Source organism: Streptomyces sp. NPDC020807 (assembly GCF_040641575.1).
Lineage (GTDB): Bacteria > Actinomycetota > Actinomycetes > Streptomycetales > Streptomycetaceae > Streptomyces.
Genome location: NZ_JBFADU010000033.1, coordinates 1 through 26,186 on the forward strand (window position 1 = coordinate 1; position 26,186 = coordinate 26,186).

Annotated in this window: 28 protein-coding genes; 11 read left to right on the forward strand and 17 right to left on the reverse strand. The window is 71.1% G+C overall.

Annotation, left to right across the window (positions count from 1 at the left end):
* Positions 1–254: 254 nt before the first annotated feature.
* Positions 255–917: a DNA-3-methyladenine glycosylase gene (locus AB0G79_RS30480; protein WP_360812138.1), complete on the reverse strand. Its 663-nt coding sequence runs from the start codon at positions 915–917 to the stop codon at positions 255–257.
* Between the two features lie 86 nt (positions 918–1,003).
* On the opposite strand from AB0G79_RS30480, the gene AB0G79_RS30485 reads away from it, so the two are divergent.
* From AB0G79_RS30485 to AB0G79_RS30495, 3 genes are all read left to right on the forward strand, one after another.
* Positions 1,004–1,786, forward strand: coding sequence for a sporulation protein (locus AB0G79_RS30485; protein ID WP_360812140.1), 783 nt, complete (start codon positions 1,004–1,006; stop codon positions 1,784–1,786).
* 45 nt (positions 1,787–1,831) lie between these two features.
* Positions 1,832–2,371, forward strand: a complete 540-nt coding sequence (locus tag AB0G79_RS30490; protein WP_360812142.1) for a YbhB/YbcL family Raf kinase inhibitor-like protein — start codon at positions 1,832–1,834, stop codon at positions 2,369–2,371.
* A gap of 164 nt (positions 2,372–2,535) precedes the next feature.
* Positions 2,536–3,045, forward strand: a complete 510-nt coding sequence (locus AB0G79_RS30495) for an HNH endonuclease (RefSeq protein WP_360812145.1) — start codon at positions 2,536–2,538, stop codon at positions 3,043–3,045.
* A gap of 59 nt (positions 3,046–3,104) precedes the next feature.
* On the opposite strand, the gene AB0G79_RS30500 is transcribed toward AB0G79_RS30495, so the two are convergent.
* The 4 genes from AB0G79_RS30500 to AB0G79_RS30515 form a co-directional block, all read right to left on the reverse strand.
* Positions 3,105–3,878 carry a sulfite exporter TauE/SafE family protein gene (locus tag AB0G79_RS30500; RefSeq protein WP_360812147.1) on the reverse strand — a complete coding sequence of 258 codons (774 nt, stop codon included), beginning with the start codon at positions 3,876–3,878 and terminating at the stop codon, positions 3,105–3,107.
* 92 nt (positions 3,879–3,970) lie between these two features.
* On the reverse strand, positions 3,971–4,912 hold the full coding sequence (locus tag AB0G79_RS30505) for an SPFH domain-containing protein (RefSeq protein ID WP_360812149.1): 942 nt from the start codon (positions 4,910–4,912) through the stop codon (positions 3,971–3,973).
* 111 nt (positions 4,913–5,023) lie between these two features.
* Positions 5,024–5,452 carry an NfeD family protein gene (locus AB0G79_RS30510; protein WP_360812151.1) on the reverse strand — a complete coding sequence of 143 codons (429 nt, stop codon included), beginning with the start codon at positions 5,450–5,452 and terminating at the stop codon, positions 5,024–5,026.
* Positions 5,453–5,555: 103 nt separating this feature from the next.
* Positions 5,556–6,353, reverse strand: coding sequence for an ABC transporter ATP-binding protein (locus tag AB0G79_RS30515; RefSeq protein ID WP_360812153.1), 798 nt, complete (start codon positions 6,351–6,353; stop codon positions 5,556–5,558).
* Positions 6,354–6,510: 157 nt separating this feature from the next.
* On the opposite strand from AB0G79_RS30515, the gene AB0G79_RS30520 reads away from it, so the two are divergent.
* Complete coding sequence (locus AB0G79_RS30520) at positions 6,511–7,302, forward strand: hypothetical protein (RefSeq protein ID WP_360812155.1); 792 nt, start codon at positions 6,511–6,513, stop codon at positions 7,300–7,302.
* A 358-nt stretch (positions 7,303–7,660) separates the two neighbouring features.
* Here AB0G79_RS30520 and AB0G79_RS30525 read toward each other — a convergent pair whose 3' ends face one another.
* The 3 genes from AB0G79_RS30525 to AB0G79_RS30535 all read right to left on the reverse strand — a co-directional run bounded on the left by AB0G79_RS30525 (position 7,661) and on the right by AB0G79_RS30535 (position 9,838).
* Positions 7,661–7,903, reverse strand: a complete 243-nt coding sequence (locus tag AB0G79_RS30525; protein WP_360812157.1) for a chaplin — start codon at positions 7,901–7,903, stop codon at positions 7,661–7,663.
* A gap of 152 nt (positions 7,904–8,055) precedes the next feature.
* Entirely contained in the window at positions 8,056–8,700 is a 645-nt protein-coding gene (locus AB0G79_RS30530; RefSeq protein ID WP_360812159.1) for a response regulator transcription factor, read from the reverse strand.
* On the reverse strand, positions 8,693–9,838 hold the full coding sequence (locus tag AB0G79_RS30535; protein WP_360812161.1) for a GAF domain-containing sensor histidine kinase: 1,146 nt from the start codon (positions 9,836–9,838) through the stop codon (positions 8,693–8,695). Before AB0G79_RS30535 ends, AB0G79_RS30530 begins: the two co-directional genes overlap by 8 nt.
* Positions 9,839–10,265: 427 nt before the next feature.
* Here AB0G79_RS30535 and AB0G79_RS30540 point away from each other — a divergent pair, with 427 nt between their 5' ends.
* Complete coding sequence (locus tag AB0G79_RS30540; protein WP_360812163.1) at positions 10,266–11,063, forward strand: transglycosylase SLT domain-containing protein; 798 nt, start codon at positions 10,266–10,268, stop codon at positions 11,061–11,063.
* Between the two features lie 82 nt (positions 11,064–11,145).
* On the opposite strand, the gene AB0G79_RS30545 is transcribed toward AB0G79_RS30540, so the two are convergent.
* Positions 11,146–13,749: an FHA domain-containing protein gene (locus tag AB0G79_RS30545; RefSeq protein WP_360812165.1), complete on the reverse strand. Its 2,604-nt coding sequence runs from the start codon at positions 13,747–13,749 to the stop codon at positions 11,146–11,148.
* Positions 13,750–13,947: 198 nt separating this feature from the next.
* Between AB0G79_RS30545 and serB the strand changes: the two genes are divergently transcribed.
* Positions 13,948–15,162 (forward strand): phosphoserine phosphatase SerB, encoded by a 1,215-nt coding sequence (gene serB / locus AB0G79_RS30550; protein WP_360812167.1) that lies wholly within the window; start codon positions 13,948–13,950, stop codon positions 15,160–15,162.
* Positions 15,163–15,245: 83 nt separating this feature from the next.
* Here the strand turns inward: serB and AB0G79_RS30555 are convergent, their stop codons facing one another.
* The 4 genes from AB0G79_RS30555 to AB0G79_RS30570 form a co-directional block, all read right to left on the reverse strand.
* Positions 15,246–15,764 (reverse strand): histidine phosphatase family protein, encoded by a 519-nt coding sequence (locus AB0G79_RS30555; protein ID WP_360812169.1) that lies wholly within the window; start codon positions 15,762–15,764, stop codon positions 15,246–15,248.
* A 35-nt stretch (positions 15,765–15,799) separates the two neighbouring features.
* The gene (locus tag AB0G79_RS30560) at positions 15,800–16,006 is read right to left on the reverse strand and encodes a hypothetical protein (protein ID WP_360812180.1); all 207 of its coding nucleotides are present in this window, start codon (positions 16,004–16,006) and stop codon (positions 15,800–15,802) included.
* Between the two features lie 148 nt (positions 16,007–16,154).
* Positions 16,155–16,271, reverse strand: a complete 117-nt coding sequence (locus tag AB0G79_RS30565; RefSeq protein WP_360812186.1) for an SGM_5486 family transporter-associated protein — start codon at positions 16,269–16,271, stop codon at positions 16,155–16,157.
* A gap of 17 nt (positions 16,272–16,288) precedes the next feature.
* On the reverse strand, positions 16,289–17,584 hold the full coding sequence (locus AB0G79_RS30570; RefSeq protein WP_360812188.1) for an MFS transporter: 1,296 nt from the start codon (positions 17,582–17,584) through the stop codon (positions 16,289–16,291).
* A gap of 139 nt (positions 17,585–17,723) precedes the next feature.
* Between AB0G79_RS30570 and AB0G79_RS30575 the strand changes: the two genes are divergently transcribed.
* Positions 17,724–18,416: an FCD domain-containing protein gene (locus AB0G79_RS30575; RefSeq protein WP_360812190.1), complete on the forward strand. Its 693-nt coding sequence runs from the start codon at positions 17,724–17,726 to the stop codon at positions 18,414–18,416.
* Here the strand turns inward: AB0G79_RS30575 and AB0G79_RS30580 are convergent.
* The 3 genes from AB0G79_RS30580 to fabG form a co-directional block, all read right to left on the reverse strand.
* On the reverse strand, positions 18,406–18,873 hold the full coding sequence (locus AB0G79_RS30580) for a hypothetical protein (protein WP_360812192.1): 468 nt from the start codon (positions 18,871–18,873) through the stop codon (positions 18,406–18,408). The genes AB0G79_RS30575 and AB0G79_RS30580 overlap by 11 nt on opposite strands.
* Before the next feature lie 163 nt (positions 18,874–19,036).
* Positions 19,037–19,813: an enoyl-ACP reductase FabI gene (gene fabI / locus AB0G79_RS30585; RefSeq protein ID WP_360812194.1), complete on the reverse strand. Its 777-nt coding sequence runs from the start codon at positions 19,811–19,813 to the stop codon at positions 19,037–19,039.
* Positions 19,814–19,817: 4 nt separating this feature from the next.
* Positions 19,818–20,537 (reverse strand): 3-oxoacyl-[acyl-carrier-protein] reductase, encoded by a 720-nt coding sequence (gene fabG, locus AB0G79_RS30590; protein ID WP_360812196.1) that lies wholly within the window; start codon positions 20,535–20,537, stop codon positions 19,818–19,820.
* 275 nt (positions 20,538–20,812) lie between these two features.
* Between fabG and AB0G79_RS30595 the strand changes: the two genes are divergently transcribed.
* The 3 genes from AB0G79_RS30595 to tyrS all read left to right on the forward strand — a co-directional run bounded on the left by AB0G79_RS30595 (position 20,813) and on the right by tyrS (position 25,133).
* Positions 20,813–22,336, forward strand: a complete 1,524-nt coding sequence (locus AB0G79_RS30595; protein ID WP_360812198.1) for a TldD/PmbA family protein — start codon at positions 20,813–20,815, stop codon at positions 22,334–22,336.
* A gap of 82 nt (positions 22,337–22,418) precedes the next feature.
* Positions 22,419–23,810: a metallopeptidase TldD-related protein gene (locus AB0G79_RS30600; protein WP_360812200.1), complete on the forward strand. Its 1,392-nt coding sequence runs from the start codon at positions 22,419–22,421 to the stop codon at positions 23,808–23,810.
* Between the two features lie 54 nt (positions 23,811–23,864).
* Complete coding sequence (gene tyrS / locus AB0G79_RS30605) at positions 23,865–25,133, forward strand: tyrosine--tRNA ligase (RefSeq protein WP_360812202.1); 1,269 nt, start codon at positions 23,865–23,867, stop codon at positions 25,131–25,133.
* A 111-nt stretch (positions 25,134–25,244) separates the two neighbouring features.
* On the opposite strand, the gene AB0G79_RS30610 is transcribed toward tyrS, so the two are convergent.
* The gene (locus tag AB0G79_RS30610) at positions 25,245–25,514 is read right to left on the reverse strand and encodes a GlsB/YeaQ/YmgE family stress response membrane protein (RefSeq protein WP_360812204.1); all 270 of its coding nucleotides are present in this window, start codon (positions 25,512–25,514) and stop codon (positions 25,245–25,247) included.
* 169 nt (positions 25,515–25,683) lie between these two features.
* Between AB0G79_RS30610 and AB0G79_RS30615 the strand changes: the two genes are divergently transcribed.
* Positions 25,684–26,028 carry a DUF3099 domain-containing protein gene (locus AB0G79_RS30615; RefSeq protein WP_360812206.1) on the forward strand — a complete coding sequence of 115 codons (345 nt, stop codon included), beginning with the start codon at positions 25,684–25,686 and terminating at the stop codon, positions 26,026–26,028.
* The last annotated feature ends 158 nt before the right edge of the window (positions 26,029–26,186 follow it).

Consider the following 26,186-nt stretch of genomic DNA (forward strand, 5'->3'; position numbering starts at 1 on the left):
TTCCTTCGTTTCCGACTCTATCAGATCTTTTCGATCCGATTTCCTCGGTGCTTTCCGGTCCCTTTCGTTTTCACTCCGGGGGCCTTTCGGCGTGTCCACCACGTTAGCTGATTTTCTCGGCGCCTCATAATCGAGGGTTTCGAAACGAATTCCGGCATGCCGAAATAAGCCCCGTTAGGGGATTCATCGTGTGTAGTGGATGGCAGCTGCGGGGTGCTCGATAAGCAGGTCCGTAACCAGCTGCTCGGGCTACGTTAGACGAGTCGCTTCCCCGAGTCAAGGGGGCGCTTCCTGGGAGTGTGGGGGCGGTAGGGGCTGACGGTGGGGTCGTCGGTGATCCAGTAGCGCCAGGGGTGGGGAGCCCCGTCGCCTCCCACGCCCGTTCGGGGGCCGTTGGCGACCAGGTCGGGGGGCGGCGGGGTGCCGGTGAGGAGGGAGAGCGGGGCGTCCTCCCCGGCGCAGGTGTCGGTGCCGTTCAGGGAGAGGGTGACGTCCAGGGCGGTGGCCAGCCGGGCGGGGCCCTTGGCCAGCTCCTTGTCCGCGCGGGCCGAGCGGCGGCGCGGGCGGGCCTGCTCGGCGCCCGTCAGGATCTCGCCGGCACGCAGGAGGACCCCGCTCGCCTCGCCCTCGGGGCCGCAGACCAGGTTCAGGCAGTGCCACATGCCGTACGTGAAGTAGACGTACGCGTGTCCGGGCGGGCCGAACATGACGGCGTTGCGCGCGGTGCGGCCGCGGAAGGCGTGCGAGCCGGGGTCGATCGCGCCGGCGTACGCCTCCACCTCCGTGAGGCGCAGCTCCATCCGGCCTTCGGCGGTGTTGCGGACGAGGGTGCGGCCCAGGAGGTCGGGGGCCACTTCGAGGACGGGGCGGTCGAAGAAGGACCGCGGGAGCGGCGCGCGGCCGGGGGTCTCGGTCATGGCGTCCGAGGGTAGTGGCGGGCGGCGGGGAACCGGCTACCGTCGTCGCGCGTATGTAGGGGCAGTACCGAGAAGGAGTGGAAGTCATGGGATTCAAGAAGCTGCTCGCGAGCCTGGGCGCCGGTGGGGCCACCGTGGAGACCGTGCTCACCGAGGCGAACGTCGTTCCGGGCGGTGTCGTCCAGGGCGAGGTCCGCATTCAGGGCGGCAGCGTCGACCAGCAGATCGAGGGGCTCTCGGTCGGGCTCCAGGCGCGGGTCGAGGTCGAGGGCGGTGACCAGGAGCACAAGCAGGACATCGAGTTCGTCAAGGTGCGTCTGGGCGGTGCCTTCGAGGTGAAGGCCGGGGCCGTGCACGTGGTGCCGTTCGGTCTGGAGATCCCGTGGGAGACGCCGGTGACGACGGTCGCCGGTCAGCAGCTGCGCGGCATGGACATCGGTGTGACGACCGAGCTGGAGATCGCGCGCGCGGTGGACTCCGGCGACCTGGACCCGATCAACGTGCACCCGCTGCCGGCGCAGCAGGCGATCCTGGACGCCTTCATCAACCTGGGCTTCCGCTTCAAGAGCGCGGACATGGAGCGCGGGCACATCCGGGGCACCCGGCAGAAGCTGCCCTTCTACCAGGAGATCGAGTTCTTCGCGCCGCAGCAGTACCGCGGGCTGAACCAGGTCGAGGTCAGCTTCATCGCCGACGAGCGCGAGATGGACGTCGTCCTGGAGATGGACAAGAAGCCGGGTCTCTTCGGTGAGGGCAGCGACTCCTTCCGTGCCTTCAAGGTGGGGCTCAACGACTTCCACGCGACCGACTGGTCGGCGTACCTGAACCAGTGGCTCGCCGAGGTCGGCGGCCGTCGCAACTGGCTCTAGGCTCGGCAGGGTCAGCGTTGACGGACGATCCCGGAGGTATTCGACGTGTCCGAGGGCAAGAGGGCGCCGCTTCCTCATGACTTCCACCCGCCGGTGGCCGCGTTCACTGTGGTGAGCGACGACATCGCGCCGGGCGGGGTCCTGAAGGACGCTCAGGTGTACGCGGAGGGGAACACCTCGCCGCACCTGCGGTGGGAGGGGTTCCCGGAGGGAACGAAGAGCTTCGCCGTCACCTGCTTCGATCCCGACGCCCCTACGGGCAGTGGGTTCTGGCACTGGTCGCTGATCGACATCCCCGTGGAGGTCACGGAGCTGCCGGTGGGTGCCGGGTCCGGATCCTTCCCGGGCCTGCCGGCCGGTGCCGTGCACGTGCGGAACGACTACGGCTCGCGCGACTTCGGTGGGGCCGCTCCCCCGCCCGGGGACCCGGCGCACCGGTACGTCTTCACGGTGTACGCGGTGGACAGCGAGAAGCTCGGGCCCGACGCGGACGCGTCGCCGGCGGCCATCGGGTTCAACCTGCGGTTCCACACGCTGGGCCGTGCCCAGCTGGTCGGTGAGTACGCGGCTCCCGCGGCGGTCTGATCGTTCGTTTGTTGTTTGCCCGCTTCTGGTCTTGGAGAGATCAGAAGCGGGCATCTTTTGTTGCGCGCGAAATTACGTTGTCCGACCCCGGCCGGCCCGGCCATCGTTGATCCAGGCTCCGCGCCCCGCTCCGGGGCGGGGCCGGCACACGGGAGGTGGGCACAATGCGGGACACGCTGGTACTGAACGCGAGCTTCGAGCCGCTGTCGACGGTCACTCTCAACCGCGCGGTGGTGCTCGTCCTGACGGACAAGGCCGTCGTCGAGCAGGCCCATCCCGATCTGCGGATGCGCGGTGCCGCCGTCGATCTTCCGGTGCCTCGGGTGATCAGGCTCTGCCGGTACGTGCGGGTTCCGTTCCGAAGACACGCGCCGTGGTCGAGGCGGGGGGTGTTGATACGGGACCAACACCGGTGCGCGTACTGCGGGCAGCGGGCGACGACCGTGGACCACGTCGTGCCGCGGGCGCAGGGTGGTGGGGACAGCTGGCTGAACACGGTCGCCTCCTGTGCCGAGGACAACCACCGCAAGGCCGACCGGACGCCCGAGCAGGCGGGGATGCCGCTGCTGCACCAGCCGTTCGTGCCGACGCCGGCAGACGCGATGCTGCTCGCGATGCGGTCGGGTGAGCGGTCGGCGCTGCCGGAGTGGCTGGCCGGGGACTCGGCGGCGTAACGCGTACGGGGATGGGCCCGCCTCCTGGGTCAGGGGGCGGGCCCTTCCGCGTACTCCGGCTACTTGAGGGTCAGTTGGAGGATCGCGACGACGCCGACGGCGATGATCACTCCGCGCAGGACGTTGGGCGGGAGCTTGCGGCCGACCTTGGCTCCGATCTGGCCGCCGATGGTGGAGCCGACGGCGATGAGGAGGACGGCCGTCCAGTCGAACTCGGCGACGAAGAGGAAGAAAACGGCGGCGACGCCGTTGACCAGGGCGCCGAGGACGTTCTTGACGGCGTTGATGCGCTGCAGGGTGTCGTGGAGCAGCAGGCCCATGAGGGAGAGGTAGAGGACTCCCTGGGCGGCGCCGAAGTATCCGCCGTACATGCTGGCGAGGAGGAGGCCGACGAGGAGGACGGGGCCTCCGTCGGGGTGGGCCTCGGTGCCGGTCTGTTCGCGGCGGCGCTGGACGGCGGCGGCGATGCGGGGCTGGAGGACGACGAGGACCAGCGCGAGGCCGATGAGGACGGGGACGATCGCGTCGAAGGCGTCGGACGGCAGGGCGAGGAGGAGGACCGCGCCGATGAGGCCGCCGAGGAGGGCCACCCCGCCGAGGCGCAGGATGCGGCTCTTCTGTCCGGCGAGCTCGGCACGGTAGCCGATGGCTCCGCTGATCGAGCCGGGGACGAGGCCGAGGGCGTTGGAGACGTTCGCGGTGATCGGAGGGAGTCCGGTCGCGAGGAGGACCGGGAACGTGATCAGCGTTCCCGATCCGACGATCGTGTTGATGGTGCCGGCGCCGATGCCGGCGGCGAAGACCGCCAGGGCTTCCCAGATGGACAACGCCATCTCCTTACAGGGTCAGTGGCTCGCCTCCCCGCCCCGAGGTCGTCGGAGTCGAGGGGCTCGCACTGATCATGCAGGAGGTGTGCGTGTACGCGTCAGTCGACCTGGGGTTCTTCTCGCCTGGCGGACGGGACGCCGTCCTTGGTGTTGAAGCCGGGGGTGCCGCCGCCGAGGTTGCCGAAGGCGCCGGAGAGGCCCTTCAGGGCGTCGCCGATCTCGCTGGGCACGATCCAGAGCTTGTTGGCGTCGCCCTCGGCGATCTTCGGGAGCATCTGGAGGTACTGGTACGAGAGGAGCTTCTGGTCCGGGTCGCCGGCGTGGATGGCCTCGAAGACCGTGCGGACGGCCTGGGCCTCGCCCTCGGCACGGAGGGCGGCGGCCTTCGCCTCGCCCTCGGCACGGAGGATCGCGGACTGCTTCTCGCCCTCGGCGGTGAGGATCTGGGACTGGCGGGTGCCCTCGGCGGTGAGGATGGCGGCGCGCTTGTCGCGCTCGGCGCGCATCTGCTTCTCCATCGAGTCCTGGATGGAGGTCGGCGGCTCGATGGCCTTGAGCTCGACGCGGTTGACGCGGATGCCCCACTTGCCGGTGGCCTCGTCCAGGACGCCGCGGAGGGCGACGTTGATGTCCTCGCGGGAGGTGAGGGTCCGCTCCAGGTCCATGCCGCCGATGATGTTGCGCAGGGTGGTGACGGTGAGCTGCTCGATCGCCTGGATGTAGCTGGCGATCTCGTAGGTCGCTGCCCTGGCGTCGGTCACCTGGTAGTAGATGACCGTGTCGATGTTGACGACGAGGTTGTCCTGGGTGATGACCGGCTGGGGCGGGAAGGGGACGACCTGCTCGCGGAGGTCGATGCGGTTGCGGATCGTGTCGATGAACGGGACGACGATGTTCAGACCGGCGTTGAGCGTGCGGGTGTAGCGGCCGAAGCGCTCCACGATCGCGGCGCTGGCCTGCGGGATGACCTGGATCGTCTTGATCAGGGCGATGAAGACGAGCACCACCAGAATGATCAGGACGATGATGACTGCTGACATCGTGTTCCCCGTGCCCTTCGCTGCCGGTTGACTGCCGGGTTGCTTTCGATGATCGAGTTTCCCAGACGGCGGAACGTCATGGGTGAGGTTCGGCCAATGGGTGAGGTTCCGTCACATGACCACGGCCGTCGCGCCGTCGATCTCGACGACGTCGACCCGTTCGCCGGGTTCGAAGGTCTGGCCGGTGTCGAGGGTGCGGGCGGACCAGACCTCGCCGGCGAGCTTCACGCGGCCGCCGTCGCTGTCGACCCTTTCCAGGACGACGGCCTGACGGCCCTTCAGGGCTTCGACGCCGGTGGCGAGCCGGGGACGGCCGTCGCGGTGGCGTGCGGCGATCGGGCGGACCACGGCGACGAGGGCCGTCGAGACGACGGCGAAGACGACGACCTGGGCGACGGCACCGTAGCCGAGTGCCGCGGTGACGGCGCCCGCGACGGCGCCGACGGACAGCATGCCGAACTCCGGCATCGCGGTCAGGACCAGCGGAATGCCGAGCCCCACCGCGCCGATCAACCACCAGACCCACGCGTCGATGTCCACGTGGTCAATGGTAGGGCGGTGGGGCTGTTCCGTGACAGGGCGCGGTAGTTGGCGCGCGCCGGGGGTTCTGGCGGCTGTGCGGGTCGCCGGTCCCCCGGGCGGGTCACTTCAGCGGCAGGCCGTGCGCGGTCCAGCGGTCGCCGACGCGCTCGACGACGAGCGGGAGGCCGAAGCAGTGCGAGAGGTTGCGGGAGGTGAGCTCGGTCTCCACGGGGCCGGCGGCGAGGACCCTGCCCTGGCGGATCATCAGGACGTGGGTGAAGCCGGGGGCGATCTCCTCGACGTGGTGCGTGACCATGATCATGGAGGGGGCGTACGGGTCCCGGGCGAGGCGGCCGAGCCGGCGGACGAGGTCCTCGCGGCCGCCGAGGTCGAGGCCGGCGGCGGGCTCGTCGAGGAGGAGGAGCTCGGGGTCGGTCATCATCGCGCGGGCGATCAGGGTGCGCTTGCGCTCGCCCTCGGAGAGGGTGCCGAACCTGCGGTCCAGGTAGTCGCTCATGCCGAGGCGGTCGAGGAAGGCCTTGGCGCGCTGCTCGTCGACCGGGTCGTAGTCCTCGTGCCAGGTGGCGGTCATGCCGTACGCGGCGGTGAGGACGGTCTGGAGGACGGTCTGCCGCTTGGGCAGCTTCTCCGCCATCGCGATGCCGGCCATGCCGATGCGGGGGCGGAGCTCGAAGACGTCCGTGCCGACGCCGCCCAGCTGCTCGCCCAGGATGTGGGCGGTGCCCTTGGTGGGGAAGAGGTAGCTGGAGGCGATGTTCAGGAGGGTCGTCTTGCCGGCGCCGTTGGGTCCGAGGATGACCCAGCGCTCGCCTTCCTTGACCGACCAGGAGACCTCGTCCACCAGAGCCCGTCCGTCGCGGACCACGGATACGTCCACCAGCTCCAGTACATCGCTCATGAGCGCGTTGTCTCCCCTTGCGGTCGAGTCGTGTCGTCGCCTTGCGCCGATGGGCGCGGCGTCCAGGGGAAAACCTACGTTATCGAGCGGGCGGGCCGGTCCGTAGGGCTTCGTTAGGGCGTCGTTCGGGCCACCGGACGCGCCCTAGTCTTGGGGAATGCTTGTCGAACCACGTTCAGGACGCCTGGCCGCCTGGGGCAACGCCCTGCTGGCCGGGGCGGTGTCGCCGGACGACGCGGCGCTGGCGATTGTCGGGGACGACGCGGTGCACCGCGTCGAGGGGCTGCCGGGTGAGGCGGGGCCGGTGGGGCTGACGCTGGCCCTCGGGCGGCTGCGGCGACTCGGGGTGACCGGGTGGCGTGTCGCGCTGCCGGCGCCGGGGCATCCGCTGGGGCTGAGCGGGCCGCCGGACTTCAACGCGCGCGCGTTGGAGGCGGAGGAGGCCGTGGTGGGCTTCGGCGCGCCGTACGGGCTCGTGCCGGAGGTCTCGGAGGCGGGGCCCGCGGGTGACGTGCACGTCGAGGTGGTCTGGCGCTGCCTCGCGGTGCGGGAGGCGCCCCCCGCGGACGTACCGTCGCTGAGCGAGGCGGAGCGGGAGCTCGCGGAGGCGCTGCGGGACGCGACGGCCGCGCTGACGCGGCTGGACGTGGCGGCGTCGGGGCCGGCGGCGGAGGCGGCGCGCGAGGCGTACCGGGCGCGGGCGGATGTGGGGCGCGAGGTCCTTGCGCCCGGGTACCCGCCGCGGGCGGTGCGGGTCCTGGAGCTGGCCCAGCGGGTGGGGCTGATGGTGGACCTGGCGTACGGCAACGGGAAGGGGGGTGCGGTGAGCGCGTCCGAGATGGCGGCGCGGGGGGAGGCGCTGCGGCCGGTGGAGCGGGTGGCTCGGCGGGCGCGGGTCGCCGCGTACAACGCGTATGTGGAGGAGAGGGAGCGGGAGCGGGGGGTCTGACCCTTGCGGGTCGGGAGACCTCGGGGCCTGCCCCCCTGGTCCCGCGTTTCTGGCCCTGCCTGGCCTCGCCTGAGCCTTGGACCCTGGGGCCGCCTGGCCCTGTATGGGTTGCTGGGCCCTTGGGCCCTTGGGGGTCGGGGCTCGCGGGCCGGGGAGGCGCGTCGGGTGGTGGTGCGGGGACGGGCGACGCCCTGAGGGGTTGCCCACCCGTTCCGCCCTGCGGAACGACTGCCCACAACCCGTCCGGCGTGGAACGGCCGGCCGTGGCGGTTCGCTGCTGGCCGTGGCCGTGACGGTGTGGGGGTGGGAGACGCGAGCGGCCCCCGGGAGATTCCCGGGGGCCGCTCGGGCTGGGTGGTCAGGCGTTGACGGCGCCGTTGCCGAAGGCCGGGTTGAGCAGGCCGATCACGTTGACCGTGTTGCCGGAGACGTTCACGGGGACGTGGACCGGGACCTGCACCAGGTTGCCGGAGCCGACGCCCGGCGAGTTGAGGGCCTTGCCCGTGGCCTCGGCGCCGTGCGCGGAGGCGGCACCCGCACCGGCGGCGACGATGCCACCGGCGACCATGGTGAGGGCAGCGGCCTTCTTGAGGTTCTTCACTTGGTACTTCCTCCTGGTCATCGCTGCGGCCGGTCCGCCGCAGCACGCCATGGAGAACGCCGCCGCCCCCGTCCGGTTGCGCCGAACGGGGGATGTACACACGACCGTATGAAGTACTGAACGGTCGTGCGCCCCGGCGCACTGGGGGCGCGTCAGTCCGTGAGGCCGTGCCGGACGGCCCAGAGGGCGGCCTGGGTGCGATCGGACAGATCGAGCTTCATGAGGATGTTCGAGACGTGCGTCTTGACCGTCTTCTCGGAGAGGACGAGCGCGCGGGCGATCTCCCGGTTGGAGCGGCCGTCCGCGATGAGGCCGAGGACCTCCCGCTCGCGCTCCGTGAGGACCGAGCCCCGTCCCGTACCGCTGGGGGTGTCGTCCTGGCTGAGGAGGGCGTCGGCGACCTCGGGCTGGAGGAGGACGTGCCCCGCGTGGACGGAGCGGATGGCGCCGGCCAGGGCGTCGGGGTCGATGTCCTTGTAGACGTACCCGGAGGCGCCGGCGCGGAGCGCGGGGACGACCGTGCGCTGCTCGGTGAAGCTGGTGACGATCAGGACCCTGGCCGGGTTGGCGAGCTCGCGGAGTCGCTTGAGCGCCTCGACGCCGTCCATGCCGGGCATCTTCACGTCCATGAGGACCACGTCGGGGCGGAGCTCCTCGGCCAGGGCGACGCCCTCGGCGCCGTCGGCGGCCTCCCCCACCACCTCTATGTCGTCCTGCACCTCCAGGAAGGTGCGCAGGCCTCGGCGGACGACCTGGTGGTCGTCGACCAGCAGGACACGGATCGGCTTGTCAGCCACCGGGAACCTCCATCTCGATCGTGGTGCCCCGGCCCGGGGCCGAGGTCACGGTGAGGGCGCCGCCGACGCCGCTCGCCCGGTCGCGCATGGAGACCAGGCCGAGGTGACGTCCGGCGCTGCGGACCGTACGCGGGTCGAAGCCCTTGCCGTCGTCGGCGACGGTCAGCCGGGCGCCCTGGCCACTGCGGGTGAGGGCGACGGTGACGTGCTCCGCGTCGGCGTGGCGCAGGGCGTTGTGCAGGGCTTCCTGGGCGACCCGGAGGACGGCCTCCTCCTGGGCGGCGGGCAGGGCGCGCACGCCCGCGCTCTCGAAGGCGACCCGGGCGGTGTGGGCGCGGTCCATGACCTGGATCTGGTTGCGCAGGGTGTGGACGAGGCCGTCCTCGTCGAGCGCGGCGGGGCGCAGCTCGACGACGGCGGCGCGCAGCTCGTCGGCGGCCTCGGCGGCGAGTGCGGCGACCTGCTGGAGCTCGCCCTTGGCGCGGGCCGGGTCCCGGTCGACGAGGGCGGCGGCCGCCTGGGCGGTCAGGCGGAGGGAGAAGAGCTTCTGGCTGACGGCGTCGTGCAGCTCGTGGGCGAGGCGGGAGCGCTCCTCGGCGATGGTGAGCTCGCGGCTGCGCTCGTACAGACGGGCGTTGGTGAGGGCGATGGCCGCGTGCTGGGCGAGGATGCCGAGCAGCTCCTCGTCCTCGGCGGTGAATCCGCCCTCTCCGTCGCCCTTGGGGCCCCTCTTGTTGGCGAGGAAGAGGGCGGCGAGGATCTCGTCGCCGTCCCTCACGGGAAGGCCGAGGAAGTCGGACATCTCGGGGTGGGCGGCCGGCCAGCCCCCGAAGCGGGGGTCGTCGCGGACGTCGGCGATGCGCTCGGGACGGGCCTGGTGGAGCATCGCGTCGAGGATGCCGTGCTGGCGGGGCAGGGGGCCGATCGCCTTCCACTGGGCGTCGCTGACGCCGTCGACGACGAACTGGGCGAAGCCGCCGTGGTCGTCGGGGACGCCCAGGGCCGCGTACTCGGCGTCGAGGAGCTCGCGGGCGGAGGCGACGATCGTCTTGAGGACGTCGCGGACCTCCAGGCGGCGGCTCATCGCGAGGAGTGCGGTGCTCACGGCGGCGAGGCCGGAGCCGGGTCGATGGCTCATGTGTTCACCGTACCGGCGGGGTGTGACGGTCCGTATCCGACCGGGGACCACTGCGTGGGGGTCGCGGGACCTAGGTCGCAGGGCCTGCCCGCCGGTCTCCTCCTTAAGGAGTACGGGCTTTCACCGTGTGCGTTGCTGCCGCAACGTTCGGTGAGTTCGTTACGTGGCCGATGTGAGCCCGCGCATAGGACGCACATCACTTACGAAGGCGCGTAGTGGAACCCCGAGGGCGGATATCCACGGGGGAACCGGGTCATAGGGGCCGTTCCGTGGGTCGTACACGAGGCCCTGATCCACTATCCCGGATCGTACGTCACACCTTTGCCACGGCTTTTTGCTGCCGCTAAGAATTGCCCCCGTCGCCGCCCAGCAGGCGCAGCGCCGCCCCGGCGGAGCGACCCCCAGCGATTCGAAGAGGTAGCCGAGCATGACTGCGAACACCCCTGGCCACAGTCGTGGTCTGAAGAAGACCCACAAGGCCTCGATCGCCGGCGTCGCCGCTCTGGGCGCCGCAGCCCTCACGCTCTCCCTCGTCCAGGGCAACGGTTCCACCGAGACCGAGCCGGTGGCCCTCGCCGCCGGTACGCAGCAGGTCGCCTGGTCGTACGACGCCGCCGCCCCGCAGGCGAAGGCGCTGGCCGCCAGCCTCACCGAGCAGCACACCGCCGTGGGCCTGAAGGCCCAGCAGGAGGCCGAGGCGAAGGCCAAGGCCGCCGCCAAGGCGAAGGCGGACGCGAAGGCGAAGGCCGACGCGCAGGCCAGGGCCGCCGCCAAGGCGCAGGCCGCGGCGAAGGCCAAGGCGGACGCGCGGGCCAAGGCCGCCGCGAAGGCGAAGGCGGACGCCAAGAAGCGCGCCGCCGAGAAGGCCGCCGCGAGCCGCTCCGTCGCCCGTACCCCGGTGTTCGCGAACAACCTCGACGGCTGGATCCGCGAGGCGCTGTTCATCATGGACAAGCACAACATCCCGGGCACGTACAACGGCCTGCACAAGAACATCATGCGCGAGTCCAGCGGCAACCCGTACGCCATCAACAACTGGGACGTCAACGCCGTCAACGGCGTGCCGTCCAAGGGCCTGCTCCAGGTGATCTACCCGACCTTCAAGGCGTACCACGTGCCCGGCACCAAGTTCGACCAGTACGACCCGGTCGCCAACATCGTCGCCGCCGCCAACTACGCGGCCGACCGCTACGGCTCGATCGACAACGTCAACAGCGCGTACTGATCGCACCCGGTCGACCGCTGTCGTACGACGGAGGGCGGCACCCCTGTGCGGGGTGCCGCCCTCCGTCGTACCGCCTCGGTCGCTACTTGCGCATGACCTCGGGCTCGTGGCGGCGCAGCAGCCGGGCCACGAGGACGCAGCAGACCGTGGCCATCAGCAGCTGGATGCCGAGGTCCAGGCTCCACTGGCCGACCGTGTGCTCCCACAGGGGGTCGGTGTTCGTGGGGTCCTTGTGGTCCCACGGCGGCATGAGGACCGCCAGGTCCAGGGTGGTGCCGGCGCCCGCGATGCCCCAGCGGGAGGGCATGAGCCAGGCGAACTGCTCCAGGCCCGGCGAGCCGTACACCTGGAACAGGATGCCGGTGAAGACGACCTGGATGATCGCGAACATGACCAGCAGCGGCATGGTCTTCTCGGCGGTCTTCACCAGGGCGGAGATGACCAGGCCGAACATCATCGAGGTCAGTCCGAGGGCGATGACCTGGACGCAGAGCTCGACGGCCGGCGGCATGAACAGGCCCTCTTCGGGCAGCGCGCGCGTGGAGAAGCCGATGCCGCAGATGATGACGCCCTGGAAGGCCGTGATCAGGCCGAGGACGATGACCTTGGACATCAGGTACGCGGAGCGGGAGAGGCCGACGGCGCGTTCGCGCTCGTAGATGACCCGCTCCTTGATCAGCTCACGGACCGAGTTGGCCGCGCCGGAGAAGCACATGCCGACCGCGAGGATCAGCATGATCGTGCCGGCGTCGCCGTTGAAGCGGGACGGCGGCGTGGGTCTGCCGAGGCCGAAGTCGGCGGGGATGACGACGGAGACGGCGCCGAGGACGGCCGGCAGGATCACCATCAGGGCCATGAAGCCCTTGTCGGAGGCGATGACGGAGACGTAGCGGCGGATCAGGGTCCACAGCTGCGAGCCCCAGCCCTGCGGCTTCGGCGGCCTGGCCATCGCCTGCTGCGGCATCTGGACGGGCTGCGCGGCGACGGCGTCGATCTCGGCGGCGTACATCTGGTAGTGCTGCGAGCCCTTCCAGCGGCCCGCCCAGTCGTAGTCGCGGTAGTTCTCGAAGGCGGAGAAGACGTCGGCCCAGGTGGAGTAGCCGAAGAAGTTCAGCGCCTCCTCCGGCGGGCCGAAGTACGCCACCGAGCCGCCGGGGGCCATCACGAGGAGCTTGTCGCACAGGCCCAGCTCGGCGACCGAGTGGGTGACGACCAGGACCGTGCGGCCGTCGTCGGCGAGGCCGCGGAGCAGCTGCATGACGTCGCGGTCCATGCCCGGGTCCAGGCCGGAGGTCGGCTCGTCCAGGAAGATCAGCGAGGGCTTGGTGAGGAGCTCCAGGGCGACGGAGACGCGCTTGCGCTGGCCACCGGAGAGGGAGGTGACCTTCTTCTCCTTGTGGATGTCGAGCTTGAGCTCGCGCAGCACCTCGTCGATGCGGGCCTCGCGCTCGGCCTCGGCGGTGTCGCCGGGGAAGCGGAGCTTGGCCGCGTAGCGCAGCGCCTTCTGGACCGTCAGCTCCTTGTGCAGGATGTCGTCCTGCGGGACCAGGCCGATGCGCTGGCGCAGCTCGGCGAACTGCTTGTAGAGGCTGCGGTTGTCGTACAGGACGTCGCCCTCGTTGGCCGGGCGGTAGCCGGTCAGCGCCTTGAGGAGGGTGGACTTGCCGGAGCCGGACGGGCCGATGACGCCGATCAGCGACTTCTCGGGGACGCCGAAGGTGACGTCCTTGAGGATCTGCTTGCCGCCGTCGACGGTGACCGTGAGGTGGCGGGCCGAGAAGGAGACGGAGCCGGTGTCGACGAACTCCTCCAGCTGGCCGCCGACGATCCGGAACGTCGAGTGGCCGACGCCGACGATGTCCTGCGGGCCGAGGAGGGCGGTGCCGCCCTTGGGGATCGGCTGGCCGTTGACGTACGTGCCGTTGTGCGAGCCGAGGTCGCGGATCTCGAACCGGCCGTCGGGCGTGGCGTGGAACTCGGCGTGGTTCCGGGAGACCTGGAGGTCGGAGACGACCAGTTCGTTCTCCAGGGCACGGCCGATGCGCATGACGTGGCCGAGGGCCAGCTGGTGGAACGTGGTGGGGCTGCGGTCCGCGTAGGCCGAGGAGGCGCCCGCCGGTCCGCGGCCGGCCGGGACCTTCTGCGCGAGCTGCTCGACGGGACCGCCCTGCTGCTGCGGGAAGTGCGGCTGCGCCTGCTGCGGCTGCTGCTGCCAGCCCGGCTGCTGCGGGGGCTGGTGCGGCGACGGGTGCTGCGGCGCCTGCTGCTGGGCCCACTCTGCCTGGGCACCGGCCTGCGCCGGGGCGCCCTGGTGGGCGGGTGCCTGGTGCGGGGCCGGCTGCTGGGCCAGCTGCTGGGCCGGCTGCTGCTGGGCCGGGGCGCCGGCAGCGGCGAGATTCAGCCGCGGTCCGTCGGTCGCGTTGCCCAGGTGCACGGCCGAGCCGGGGCCGATCTCCAGCTGGTGGATCCGCTGGCCCTGGGCGAAGGTGCCGTTCGTGGAGCCGTGGTCCTCGATGACCCAGCTCCGGCCGCCCCAGCTGATGGTGGCGTGCCGCCACGAGACCCTGGCGTCGTCGATGACCAGGTCACCCTGCGGGTCCCTGCCCAGGGTGTACGACCGGGACGGATCGAGCGTCCAGGTCCTGCCGTTCAATTCCAGTACGAGTTCTGGCACTCCATGCCCCACTACTTGTCCCCCGATGTCCCCCCGTCTTCGGGAGTCCAGGGATGGCGAATCATCCTGGGGAACTATTTCAGGCCCGGTCCCGTCTCCGGAAGTCGGGCTGCTGGAAGAGGTGTACGGCGAGTCCACCGGCCAGTCGGGTGTCCGCTGGGCGGGACGGGGGGTCGGGTGGCACGCGGTGCCCGATACGGTGGAACCACCATGAGCGCATCGCAGACCTCAGACGTTCCCACTCTTCTCGTCAAGATCTTCGGGAAGGACAGGCCCGGGATCACCGCCGGGCTCTTCGACACCCTCGCCGCCTACTCCGTCGACGTCGTGGACATCGAGCAGGTGGTCTCCCGCGGCCGCCTCGTCCTGTGCGCGCTCGTCACCGAGCCGACCGTCGCCCCGCAGGGCGAACTGCGGGCGACCATCCACAGCTGGGCCGAGTCCCTGAAGCTCCAGGCCGAGATCATCTCCGGTACCGGCGACAACCGGCCCCGCGGCGAGGGCCGCTCGCACGTCACCGTGCTCGGCAACCCGCTGACGGCCGAGCAGACGGCGGCCATAACGGCGAGGATCGCGGAGGCCGGCGGCAACATCGACCGCATCTTCCGTCTCGCGAAGTACCCCGTGACGGCGGTGGAGTTCGCCGTCTCCGGATGCGAGACCGAGCCGTTGCGGACCTCGCTCGCGACCGAGGCCCACACCATCGGGGTGGACGTGGCCGTGGTCTCGGCCGGGCTGCACCGGCGGGCGCAGCGGCTCGTCGTCATGGACGTCGACTCGACCCTGATCCAGGACGAGGTCATCGAGCTCTTCGCGGCGCACGCGGGGTGCGAGGACAAGGTCGCCGAGGTGACGGCGGCGGCGATGCGCGGCGAGCTGGACTTCGAGCAGTCCCTCCACGCGCGCGTGGAGCTGCTCGCGGGCCTCGACGCCTCGGTGGTCGACAAGGTCCGCGCCGAGGTGCGGCTGACGCCGGGGGCCCGGACCCTGATCCGTACGCTCAAGCGGCTCGGCTACCAGGTGGGGGTCGTCTCCGGTGGGTTCACGCAGGTCACCGACGACCTGAAGGAGCGGCTCGGTCTCGACTTCGCCTCGGCCAACACCCTGGAGATCGTGGACGGCAAACTCACCGGGCGGGTGACCGGCGAGATCGTCGACCGGGCGGGCAAGGCGCGGCTGCTGCGCCGTTTCGCCCGGGAGGCGGGTGTGCCGCTGGCGCAGACCGTGGCCATCGGCGACGGGGCGAACGACCTGGACATGCTGAACGCGGCCGGGCTCGGTGTCGCGTTCAACGCCAAGCCCGTGGTGCGCGAGGCCGCCCACACGGCGGTGAACGTGCCGTTCCTCGACACCGTGCTGTACCTGCTGGGGATCACGCGCGAAGAGGTCGAGGCCGCCGACGGCGGCGAGGACCTCCTGCACTGACTGAGACGTCGGTACGGCGTCGCCGGTACGAGGAAGGGCCCGGTCGTCTCGTGACGGCCGGGCCCTTCTCGTACCCCGGTGCCTCAGGCGTGCGGGGTCCAGAAGTCCACGAGACGGCCGACGCCGTGCTCCACCGACTTCCAGCCGCCGGTGAAGGTGAGGACGGCGATGGCGGAGGTCGGGAAGCCGCTGCGGTTCATCCGGGGCAGGAGGTCTCCCTCGGAGTCGCCGGCGAGGGCGTCGGCGAGGGCGTGCACCCCGGGGTTGTGGCCGATGAGGAGCACGTTCGCCGCGTCGTCCGGGGTCTCGTTGAGCACGGCGATGAGCTCGCCGAGCGAGGCCTCGTAGATGCGGTCCTCGTACACGGTCTTGGGGCGCTTGGGCAGTTCGGGTGCGGCCAGCTTCCACGTCTCGCGCGTGCGGGCGGCGGTCGAGCAGAGGACCAGGTCGATCGGGATGCCGGTCCCGGCGAGCCGGCGGCCCGCGGCGGGGGCGTCCTGGCGGCCCCGGTCGGCGAGGGGCCTCTCGTGGTCGGACTCCTGGCCCCAGTCGGCCTTGGCGTGACGCAGCAGCACGATCCTGCGGGGTGTATCGACGCTCATGGTCAACAGCTTTGCACGAAACGGCCCGCGGTGACTCAGAGAGCGAGCGTTTGCCGGAGCTGGTCGAGAACCCGGTCGACCCCCAGGTCACCAGCGGTCGCCTGGGCCCCACCAGGCCCTGATACGAGCAGGAAGAGGAGGACCAGGAAGGCGGCCACGGGCAGGGCGAGGGCCCACCAGGGCAGTCGGGTGCCGACCGCGGCCGGCAGGGGCCGGGTGCTGAGCTGCGAACGGGCCGACATGGCCGCCTCCGTGGGATGGGAAACCGTGGTCCGCGCCGTTTCCGACGCCGGTTCCACCGTACGGACCGGGCGGCCCCGGGCCCATCGGGTGATCCACCCACTTACCCCTGAGACTCTCCCCCTAGGGGACGGGGGGTTGTCCCTACCCTCAGGGGGAGGCGAAGGAGGCGATGAGGGCGATGACCACGGTGATGCCGAGCATCGCGCCGAGCACGACGAGCAGCTTCTTCTGGCCGTTCTGGGGATTGGGTTCGAGGACTGGCATGGAGCCAGTCTCGCATCTCAGCATTCGTCCTCGATCGTCCGGTCCCGTCCCGCGAGGGTTCCCACGATCATCTGCGGGATCATCAGGCCGCCCATGAGGGCGATGGGCAGTCCCCAGCCGCCGCTGTGCTGGTAGAGCACGCCGACGAGGAGGGGGCCGGGGATGGAGATGAGGTAGCCGACGCTCTGGGCGAAGGCGGAGAGCCGGACGACTCCGGCGCCGGTCCTCGACCGCATCCCGATCATCGTGAGGGCGAGCGGGAAGGCGCAGTTGGAGATGCCGAGCAGCACCGCCCAGACCCAGGCTCCGGCGGCCGGGGCGAAGAACAGGCCGGTGTAGCCGGTGAGGCCGCAGAGCGCGAGGGCGACGACGATCGGCCCCTGGGTCCGCATGCGGGTCGCGAGCCGCGGGATGACGAAGGCGAGCGGGACGCCCATGACCATGGTGACGGCGAGGAGCACGCCCGCGGTGGAGGCGGGGACGCCGGCGTCGCGGAAGATCTGCGGCATCCAGCCCATGGTGATGTACGCACCCGTGGCCTGGAGGCCGAAGAAGCAGCCGAGGGCCCAGGCGGTGCGGCTGCGGGTGACGCGCGGGGCGTCGGTGGCGGTCTGCGCGACGGCGCCCGCCGGGGCCGTCGCGGTCGCCTTCTCCGTGTGGCCGCGGCCCCTGTCCCGTACCAGCGGGATCCAGGCCAGGACGGCGAGCGCGGCGAGCACCGCCCAGACGCCGAGGCCGAGGCGCCAGTCGCCGCCCAGGGCGTCGGTCAGCGGGACGGTCACGGCGGCCGCGAGGGAGGTGCCGAGGGCGAGCGCCATGGAGTAGAGGCCGGTCATGGTGCCGACGCGGTCGGGGAAGTACCGCTTGACGATCACGGGCATCAGGACGTTGCTGACGGCGATGCCCATGAGGGCGAGGGCGCTGGCGGCGAGGAAGACGGCCGTGCCGGAGGCGAAGGGGCGGAGCGCGAGGCCGAGGAAGATCGCGGCCATGCCCGCGCAGACGACGGCGGCGGGGCCGAAGCGGCGGGCGAGGCGCGGGGCGGTGATGCCGAAGACCGCGAAGCAGAGCGGCGGGACCGAGGTGAGCACGCCGGCGACGCTGCCGCTCATGTGCAGGCCCTCGCTGACCTCTTCGAGGAGCGCGCCGAGGCTGGTGATCGCGGGACGCAGGTTGAGGGCGGCGAGGACCAGGCCGACGGCGACGAGACCGAGGGTCCAGCGGGCGGGGGCGCCGGGCACGGGGGTGGGCGTGGAGGAGGACCCGGTGGGGGCCTCGGGGGCGGATGTGAGGGTCTTCGGCTCGGCAGGCATGGGCCCATCATAGAATCATGGGATGATTGGTTGTCCAATCTCGAACCAATCGCCTCCCCGCAGCCCTCCAGTCGCCCTTTCAGTCGCTCCTCAGTCGTCCCTCAGTCGTCCCTTCAGTCGCCCTTCAGGAAGGTGTTCCATGGCTCTCGGCCCCCCGCGGCGCGCAGGTCTCTCCGATCAGGTGATCGCCGAGCTGCGGAACCAGATCACCTCCGGCGAGTGGCCGGTGGGTTCGCGCATCCCGACCGAACCCGAGCTGGTCGAGCAGCTGGGCGTGGCCCGCAACACCGTGCGCGAGGCCGTCCGCGCGCTCGCCCACAACGGGCTCCTCGACATCCGCCAGGGATCGGGCACGTACGTCGTCGCCACCAGCGAGCTCGCGGGCGTCATGCACCGGAGGTTCGCCGACGCCGATCCCCGGCACGTCGCCGAGCTGCGTTCGACCCTGGAGTCGGCCGCCGCGCGCTTCGCGGCGGAGCGGCGCTCGGAGCGGGACCTGAGACAGCTCGACGCGCTGCTCGCACGACGCGAGGAGGCCTGGGAGTCGGGAGAGGCGGAGAAGTTCGTGACGGCCGACGCCGCCTTCCACCACGCGGTGGTCGCCGCCTCGGGCAACGAGGTCCTGACCGAGCTGTACGCGGACCTGGGCGATCTCCTGCGGGAGTGGCTGCGCGGGGACGTGGGCCAGGACCTGCGGCCGGAGAACCACATGGACCACGCGCGTCTGGTCGCGGCGATCCGCGCGGGCGACGCCGAGCGGGCGGGCGCGGAGGCGGCCGTCTATCCCTTCACGTGTCTCGGGGGCGGCAACCCGCCGGCCGCTACGGAGTGACCGGTTCCACCTGCTCGTGGGTGACCCAGGCGGAGCCGACCTCCTTCCAGCAGCGGCCGCTGATCTGGGCGTAGTCCGCGGCGCCGACGTCGACGGGGGCGCTGTCGGTGTCGACGTCCCACCAGCGGTCGCACTCGACGTGGAGGCGGACGCGGTCGGTGTCGGGGTACGGGTTCTGGCAGTAGGCGGTGACGCGGGAGCCCTGGACGACGGTGCGGCAGGAGGCTCCGAAGTTCTCCCGCCCTCCGACGGAGGACCCGTCAACGGAGGACCCGTCGGCGGCGGTCCCGTCAGTCGCGGCCCCGTCAGCCGCGAACCCGTCGGCGGAGGACCGGCTTCCGGCCGGGAGTTCCTCGGTCGGAGCGGGCGCGTCGCGCACCTCGGCGGCGACGGCGGTTCCCGCGAGCAGAACGGCGACCAGGGCGAAGGCCCCGAAACCGTCACGTATCGCGCGCATGCCCGTACCTCCTCCCCGTCAGCAGCAGAACCTCACGCTTCGCACCAGTCTGGGGCGATTCGCGCGACTTTTCGAGTCGAACGGGTCAGGGAACGCCGAGGGCCCGCACGCCCACCCGAATGGGTGAACGCACGGGCCCTGGTGTGCGCGGGGCGCGAGCGGGTCAGGCGCCGATCGCGTGCAGACCGCCGTCGACGTGGATGATCTCGCCGGTCGTCTTGGGGAACCAGTCCGAGAGCAGGGCGACGATGCCGCGGCCGGCCGGCTCCGGGTCCGTGAGGTTCCACTCGAGCGGGGAGCGGCTGTCCCACACGGCGGCCAGACCGTCGAAGCCCGGGATGGACTTCGCGGCCATCGAGCCCAGCGGGCCCGCCGAGATCAGGTTGCAGCGGATGTCCTGCTTGCCGAGGTCGCGCGCCATGTAGCGGCTGGTGGCCTCGAGCGCGGCCTTGGCCGGGCCCATCCAGTCGTACTGCGGCCAGGCGTACTGCGCGTCGAAGGTGAGGCCGACGACCGAGCCGCCCTCGCTCATGAGCGGCAGGACGGCCATGGTCAGCGACTTCAGGGAGTACGCGGAGACGTGCATGGCGGTGGCGACGGACTCGAACGGCGTGTTCAGGAAGTTGCCGCCCAGGGCGTCCTGCGGCGCGAAGCCGATGGAGTGCACGACGCCGTCGAGGCGGTCGCCCAGGTTCTCGCGGACGAGGCCCTCGAGGCGGGCGAGGTGCTCGTCGTTGGTGACGTCGAGCTCGAGAACCTTCACGTTCTCCGGCTTGGGGAGCTTCTTGGCGATGCGCTCGGTGAGCGAGGGCCGGGGCCAGGCGGTGAGGATGATCTCCGCGCCCTGCTCCTGGGCCAGCTTCGCGGCGTGGAAAGCGATGGAGGACTCCATCAGCACACCGGTGATCAGGATGCGCTTGCCTTCGAGAATTCCGCTCATGTGATCAGTGACCCATGCCCAATCCGCCGTCAACCGGGATGACGGCTCCAGTGATGTACGAGGCGTCGTCGGAGGCGAGGAACTTCACCGCCGCGGCGATCTCCTCCGGCTGCGCGTAGCGGCCGAGCGGCACCTGGGACACGATGCCCGCGCGCTGCTCGTCGCTGAGGACCGCGGTCATCGCGGTGTCGACGAAGCCGGGGGCGACGACGTTGAACGTGATGTTGCGCGAGCCGAGCTCACGCGCGAGGGAACGGGCGAAACCGACCAGGCCGGCCTTGGAGGCGGCGTAGTTGGCCTGGCCCGCGGAGCCCAGCAGACCGACGACCGAGGAGATCAGGACGACGCGGCCCTTCCGGGCACGCAGCATCCCGCGGTTGGCACGCTTGACGACCCGGAAGGTGCCGGTGAGGTTGGTGTCGAGGACGGACGTGAAGTCCTCCTCGGACATGCGCATGAGGAGCTGGTCCTTCGTCACGCCGGCGTTGGCCACGAGGACCTCGACCGGACCGTGCTTCTCCTCGATCTCCTTGTACGCCTGCTCCACCTGCTCCGCGTCGGTGATGTCGCACCGGACGGCCAGGCAGCCGAGCTCGGCCAGGGCGGCCGGGGGCTCGCCCGAGCGGTACGTGATCGCGACCTTGTCGCCGGCTTCGGCGAACGCGCGGGCGATGGCGAGGCCGATGCCCCGGTTTCCTCCGGTGACGAGAACCGAGCGGCTCAACGGATCACCCTTTCGATAGCGGTCTGATACCCGAAAACCTATCGGTAGTAGTTGCTGCACGAGGAATCGACCTCCGACAGTGGCATACGGGCGGCACTGTCGGGTCCCTACAGCTCGTGGGCGGGGCGTGAGGGGCCCGCGGGAGGGCGTGACGACGAGTTATCCACAGGTGCGGCCGGATGCGCCCACCCGGTCGGCCGTCCCGTGGTTGACTTCCGGAACAGCCCCACCTTGATCTTCAGACCCTCTTCCGATCACCGAGAGCGAGGCCGCTCGTGGTCCATCAGATCGACCCTTCGTTCGTCGCGCTGCCGTTGCGGGCGCTCGCCGACGCGGCGCTGGCCCGGGCGCGGGCGCTCGGCGCAGAGCACGCGGACTTCCGCCTGGAGCGGGTGCGCAGCGCGTCCTGGCGGCTGCGCGACGCCAAACCGTCCGGGTCCTCGGACACCACCGACCTCGGGTACGCGGTCCGCGTCGTGCACGGCGGGGCCTGGGGGTTCGCGTCCGGGGTGGACCTGACGATGGACGCGGCCGCGCGGGTCGCCTCGCAGGCGGTGGCCATGGCCAAGCTGTCGGCGAAGGTGATCGCCGCGGCGGGTTCGGACGAGCGCGTGGAGCTGGCCGCCGAGCCGGTGCACCCCGAGCGGACCTGGGTCTCCTCGTACGAGGTCGACCCCTTCTCCGTACCCGCCGAGGAGAAGAGCGCGCTGCTCTCCGACTGGAGCGGGCGGCTGCTGCGGGCGGAGGGCGTGGCGCACGTGGACGCGTCGCTGCTCACCGTCCACGAGAACAAGTTCTACGCGGACACGGCCGGCACGGTCACGACCCAGCAGCGCGTGCGGCTGCACCCGCAGCTGACGGCGGTCGCCGTCGACGAGACGACCGGCGAGTTCGACTCGATGCGGACGATCGCGCCACCGGTCGGGCGGGGCTGGGAGTACCTGACCGGCACCGGCTGGGACTGGGACAAGGAGCTGGACGAGATCCCGGCGCTGCTCGCCGAGAAGATGCGGGCCCCGAGCGTCGAGGCCGGACGGTACGACCTGGTCGTGGACCCGTCGAACCTGTGGCTGACGATCCACGAGTCCATCGGCCACGCGACGGAGCTGGACCGGGCGCTCGGGTACGAGGCGGCCTACGCCGGCACCTCCTTCGCCACCTTCGACCAGCTGGGCAAGCTGGCGTACGGCTCCTCCGTCATGAACGTGACGGGTGACAGGACCGCCGAGCACGGCCTGGCGACGATCGGGTACGACGACGAGGGCGTCGAGGCGCAGAGCTGGGACCTGGTGAAGGACGGCACGCTCGTCGGCTACCAGACGGACCGGCGGATCGCGCGGCTCACCGGCCTGGGCCGGTCGAACGGCTGCGCCTACGCCGACTCCCCCGCGCACGTGCCGGTGCAGCGGATGGCGAACGTCTCGCTCCAGCCCGATCCGGGCGGTCTGTCGACGGAGGACCTGATCGGCGGCGTCGAGCGGGGCATCTACGTGGTCGGCGACCGCTCGTGGTCGATCGACATGCAGCGCTACAACTTCCAGTTCACCGGCCAGCGCTTCTTCCGCATCGAGAACGGCCGGCTCGCGGGGCAGCTGCGGGACGTCGCGTACCAGGCGACGACCACCGACTTCTGGGGCTCGATGGAGCAGGTCGGCGGCCCGCAGACGTACGTGCTCGGCGGCGCGTTCAACTGCGGAAAGGCCCAGCCGGGCCAGGTCGCCGCGGTCTCGCACGGCTGCCCCTCCGCCCTCTTCCGGGGCGTCAACATTCTGAACACGACGCAGGAGGCCGGTCGATGAACGCTCGCCACCAGATTTGCCGGGGGTCCGGGGGGCGTCCCCCGGGCAAGCACAGCCTGAACACGACGCAGGAGGCCGGTCGATGAGCCGCGTCAGCAAGCCGTACGAGATCGTCGAGCGGGCCCTCGAGCTGTCCCGTGCCGACGGGTGTGTCGTCATCGCCGACGAGGAGTCGTCCGCCAACCTGCGCTGGGCGGGGAACGCGCTGACGACGAACGGTGTCACCCGGGGCCGTACGGTCACGGTCGTCGCGACCGTCGACGGCGGGCAGGGCACCGCGTCCGGCGTCGTCTCGCGCTCCGCCGTGACCCTCGACGACCTGGAGCCGCTGGTCCGGGCCGCCGAGGCCGCGGCTCGGGCGGCCGGGCCCGCGGAGGACGCGCAGCCGCTCGTCGAGGGCGTGCCGGTCTCCGCCGACTTCACCGAGCCGCCGGCCGAGACCTCCTCCGCGGTCTTCACCGACTTCGCCCCGGCGCTCGGCGAGGCCTTCGCCCGCGCCAGGGCCGGCGGCCGCGAGCTGTACGGCTTCGCCAACCACGAGATGACCTCCACCTACCTGGGGACGTCCACGGGTCTGCGGCTCCGCCACGACCAGCCCAACGGCACCCTCGACCTGAACGCGAAGTCCCCCGACCGCTCGCGCTCCGCCTGGGCCGGTCGCTCGACGCGGGACTTCAAGGACGTGGACCCGGGCGAGCTCGACGCCGAGCTCGCGGTCCGGCTCGGCTGGGCGGAGCGCCGGATCGAGCTGCCCGCCGGGCGGTACGAGACGCTGCTGCCGCCGACCGCGGTGGCGGACCTGCTGATCTACCAGCTGTGGTCGTCCATGGCCCGGGACGCGGTCGAGGGCCGGACGGTCTTCTCCAAGCCCGGCGGCGGCACCCGGCTCGGCGAGACGCTCTCGCCGCTGCCGCTGACCCTGCGCAGCGACCCGAACGAGCCGGGCCTGGAGTCCGCGCCGTTCGTGATCTCGCACGCCTCGGGCGACGGGTCCTCCGTCTTCGACAACGGTCTGCCGGTCGGTCCCGTCGACTGGGTGAAGGCGGGCAGCCTGGCCCACCTGGTGACCACCCGGCACACCGCGGGACTTACTCGGTTGCCCGTGGCCCCCGAGGCGGGGAACCTGGTCCTGGACGGCGGCGGGGAGCGCTCGCTGGAGGAGATGGTGGCCTCCACGGAGCGCGGACTCCTGCTGACCTGCCTCTGGTACATCCGCGAGGTCGATCCGGCGACGCTGCTGCTGACCGGGCTGACCCGGGACGGCGTCTACCTCGTCGAGAACGGCGAGGTGGTCGGCGAGGTGAACAACTTCCGGTTCAACGAGTCGCCGGTGGACCTGCTGTCGCGGGCCACGGAGGCGGGCCGGACCGAGAAGACGCTGCCGCGCGAATGGAGCGACTGGTTCACCCGTACCGCCATGCCCGCCCTGCGGGTGCCCGACTTCAACATGAGCTCGGTCAGCAAGGGGGTCTGACCCACCTAGACTGAGACGACCATTCCACCTGTACGGCCAGAGGAGACGGACGACGTGACGGACATCGTCGACGAGCTGAAGTGGCGTGGGCTCTTCGCCCAGTCCACCGATGAGGACGCACTGCGCAAGGCTCTCGCGGACGGTCCCGTCACGTTCTATTGCGGTTTCGACCCGACCGCGGCCAGTCTCCACGTCGGCCACCTGGTCCAGGTCCTCACCGTGCGCCGGCTCCAGCAGGCCGGGCACCGGCCGCTGGCGCTGGTCGGCGGGGCCACGGGCCAGATCGGCGACCCGCGGCCGACGGCCGAGCGCACCCTGAACGATCCCGAGACGATCGCGAACTGGGTGAACCGGCTGCGCACGCAGATCGAGCCCTACCTCTCCTTCGAGGGGGAGAACGCGGCGATCATGGTGAACAACCTGGACTGGACCGCCGGCATGTCGGCGATCGAGTTCCTGCGGGACATCGGCAAGCACTTCCGGGTCAACAAGATGCTGACCAAGGACTCCGTGGCCCGCCGCCTGGAGTCCGAGCAGGGCATCAGCTACACGGAGTTCAGCTACCAGCTGCTCCAGGGCATGGACTTCCTGGAGCTGTACCGCCGTTACGGCTGCACGCTCCAGCAGGGCGGCTCGGACCAGTGGGGCAACCTGGTGGCCGGGCTCGACCTGATCCACCGCGTGGAGCCGGGCGCCGAGGTGCACGCGCTCGCCACCCCGCTGATGGTCAAGGCGGACGGCACCAAGTTCGGCAAGACCGAGGGCGGCGCCGTCTGGCTGGACGCCGAGATGACGACGCCGTACGCGTTCTACCAGTTCTGGCTGAACGTGGACGACCGCGACATCTCGACGTACATGCGGATCCTCTCCTTCAAGTCCCGCGAGGAGCTGGAGGAGCTGGAGGCGCAGACCGCAGAGCGGCCGCAGGCGCGCGCCGCGCAGCGGGCGCTCGCCGAGGAGCTCACGACGCTGGTGCACGGCGCGGAGCAGTGCGCGGCCGTCATCAACGCCTCCAAGGCGCTGTTCGGCCAGGGTGACCTGGCGGAGCTGGACGAGGCGACGCTCGCCGCCGCCCTGTCCGAGCTGCCGCACGCGCGCGTGACCGAGCTCGGCCAGGTCGTGGACCTGTTCACCGAGGTCGGCCTCGCGCCGAGCAAGTCGGGCGCGCGCCGCACGGTGAAGGAGGGCGGTGCGTACGTGAACAACGTGAAGGTCACTGCCGAGGACGCCGAGGTGGCGGCCGAGGAGCTGCTGCACGGCCGCTGGCTGGTGCTGCGGCGCGGCAAGAAGAACCTGGCGGCGATCGAGTTCACCGCCGGGTAGGTCCTCCGTACCGGACGGGCGAAGGGCCCGGTACGGGCGCTGTGCGCCGTACCGGGCCCTTCGCCGTTCGTTCGCGGTCCGCGGGGTCGCGGTCCGTCCGTTGCCCGCCCGTCAGGCGCGCTTGCCCTTGAGGGACATCCAGAGCATGTCGCCCACGCCGACGACGGCGACGGCGCCGAGCAGCTGGAGCAGGTGTCGGGTCCAGTCGATGCCCTTGGTGTCGTTGACCCCGATCCAGGTCGCGACGGCGTTGCCGAGCACGCTGCCGAGAATGCCGAACACGGTCGTCAGCCACAGCGGGATCTGCTGCTTCCCCGGCAGGATCGCCTTCGCGATCAGACCGAGGACGAATCCCACGATGATCGCCCACAACCAACTCATCGTCGCCTCCTAGTACGCATGTGGGCCCAGTCTCGGCCCCTCGGCCATACGGCGCATGTCGGGCGGGTCCATCCGTGCCCCGGTCTCGTCGGCGGGTGGGGGCGGGCGTACGGTGGAGCGAGGTCCGGACCGGGGAGAGTCCGGCACGACCAGTGGGTGGTGGACGGCGATGCCGAAGCGCGGCGGAACCGAGGTCTTCCGGATCACGGGGGCTCGTCAGGGGCTCGCGGACGACGTCCGGGGACGGCAGCGGCGGTACGTCATCTCGATGACGGTCCGGACACTGTCCGTGATCGCCGCCGCGGTGCTGTGGAACGTCGAACGGCACGTGGCGATCGTGGCTCTGGCCCTCGGTGTCCTGCTCCCGTACATCGCCGTGGTGATCGCCAACGCGGGCCGCGAGTCGGCTCCGTCCCTTCCCTCCACCTTCGTACCGGCCCCGGTCCGCCCTGCGCTCGGCGCGTCGGAGCCCGGGGAGGGCGCGGGGGGCGACGGCCCGTACGGCCGGAACTGATCACACACGGTGGCCGGAAACCTCAGATAAAGCTCAGATCAATCATGGAGTTCCAGTGCACCGCACCCCGTGTGCCGTGACATACTGCCTACGCGCTCCGCATCCCCCGTCGGAGCGACGGACCGATGCCGGGCAGCTCCCCCCGTGGCTGCTCGGCA

Bases quoted from the DNA above. Each gene is read 5' to 3' on its own strand.
- AB0G79_RS30600 (WP_360812200.1), top strand. From the start codon at position 22,419: ATGAGCCGCGTCAGCAAGCCGTACGAGATCGTCGAGCGGGCCCTCGAG.
- AB0G79_RS30565 (WP_360812186.1), bottom strand. From the start codon at position 16,271: ATGCCAGTCCTCGAACCCAATCCCCAGAACGGCCAGAAGAAGCTGCTC.
- AB0G79_RS30535 (WP_360812161.1), bottom strand. From the start codon at position 9,838: ATGAGCCATCGACCCGGCTCCGGCCTCGCCGCCGTGAGCACCGCACTC.
- AB0G79_RS30480 (WP_360812138.1), bottom strand. From the start codon at position 917: ATGACCGAGACCCCCGGCCGCGCGCCGCTCCCGCGGTCCTTCTTCGAC.
- AB0G79_RS30610 (WP_360812204.1), bottom strand. From the start codon at position 25,514: ATGAGTTGGTTGTGGGCGATCATCGTGGGATTCGTCCTCGGTCTGATC.
- AB0G79_RS30500 (WP_360812147.1), bottom strand. From the start codon at position 3,878: ATGGCGTTGTCCATCTGGGAAGCCCTGGCGGTCTTCGCCGCCGGCATC.
- AB0G79_RS30520 (WP_360812155.1), top strand. From the start codon at position 6,511: ATGCTTGTCGAACCACGTTCAGGACGCCTGGCCGCCTGGGGCAACGCC.
- fabI (WP_360812194.1), bottom strand. From the start codon at position 19,813: ATGAGCGGAATTCTCGAAGGCAAGCGCATCCTGATCACCGGTGTGCTG.
- AB0G79_RS30560 (WP_360812180.1), bottom strand. From the start codon at position 16,006: ATGTCGGCCCGTTCGCAGCTCAGCACCCGGCCCCTGCCGGCCGCGGTC.
- AB0G79_RS30485 (WP_360812140.1), top strand. From the start codon at position 1,004: ATGGGATTCAAGAAGCTGCTCGCGAGCCTGGGCGCCGGTGGGGCCACC.
- AB0G79_RS30575 (WP_360812190.1), top strand. From the start codon at position 17,724: ATGGCTCTCGGCCCCCCGCGGCGCGCAGGTCTCTCCGATCAGGTGATC.
- AB0G79_RS30615 (WP_360812206.1), top strand. From the start codon at position 25,684: ATGCCGAAGCGCGGCGGAACCGAGGTCTTCCGGATCACGGGGGCTCGT.
- serB (WP_360812167.1), top strand. From the start codon at position 13,948: ATGAGCGCATCGCAGACCTCAGACGTTCCCACTCTTCTCGTCAAGATC.
- AB0G79_RS30570 (WP_360812188.1), bottom strand. From the start codon at position 17,584: ATGCCTGCCGAGCCGAAGACCCTCACATCCGCCCCCGAGGCCCCCACC.
- AB0G79_RS30495 (WP_360812145.1), top strand. From the start codon at position 2,536: ATGCGGGACACGCTGGTACTGAACGCGAGCTTCGAGCCGCTGTCGACG.
- AB0G79_RS30580 (WP_360812192.1), bottom strand. From the start codon at position 18,873: ATGCGCGCGATACGTGACGGTTTCGGGGCCTTCGCCCTGGTCGCCGTT.
- AB0G79_RS30515 (WP_360812153.1), bottom strand. From the start codon at position 6,353: ATGAGCGATGTACTGGAGCTGGTGGACGTATCCGTGGTCCGCGACGGA.
- AB0G79_RS30505 (WP_360812149.1), bottom strand. From the start codon at position 4,912: ATGTCAGCAGTCATCATCGTCCTGATCATTCTGGTGGTGCTCGTCTTC.
- AB0G79_RS30540 (WP_360812163.1), top strand. From the start codon at position 10,266: ATGACTGCGAACACCCCTGGCCACAGTCGTGGTCTGAAGAAGACCCAC.
- AB0G79_RS30555 (WP_360812169.1), bottom strand. From the start codon at position 15,764: ATGAGCGTCGATACACCCCGCAGGATCGTGCTGCTGCGTCACGCCAAG.